The sequence below is a fragment of the Jeotgalibacillus marinus genome (assembly GCF_040801915.1).
Taxonomy (GTDB): domain Bacteria; phylum Bacillota; class Bacilli; order Bacillales; family Jeotgalibacillaceae; genus Jeotgalibacillus; species Jeotgalibacillus marinus.
Genome location: NZ_JBFMIA010000218.1, coordinates 1 through 253 on the forward strand (window position 1 = coordinate 1; position 253 = coordinate 253).

Annotated in this window: 1 protein-coding gene; it reads left to right on the top strand. The window is 65.2% G+C overall.

Going from position 1 to position 253, the window contains the following annotated elements; translation table 11 throughout:
* A partial coding sequence (locus AB1471_RS17610) for an SRPBCC domain-containing protein (RefSeq protein ID WP_367781016.1) occupies window positions 1-253 on the top strand: 253 nt, incomplete at both ends.

Here is a 253-nt window from a genome sequence, read left to right on the forward strand (position 1 = left end):
TGCTGGATGCTCCGGCTGACAAGCTGTTCCGCTGCTGGACCACGCCCGAACTGATCAAGCAATGGTTCGCGCCCAAGCCCTGGACTGTCCCGGTGGCCCAGGTGGACCTTACCCCTGGCGGGGCCAGCAACATCACCATGCGCAGCCCCGAGGGTCAGGATATGCCCTGCCCGGGCCAGTATCTGGAGGTGGTGCCGAACCGGAAGCTGGTCTTCACCGACGCCTTCACCGGCGACTGGGTGCCTAAAGACGG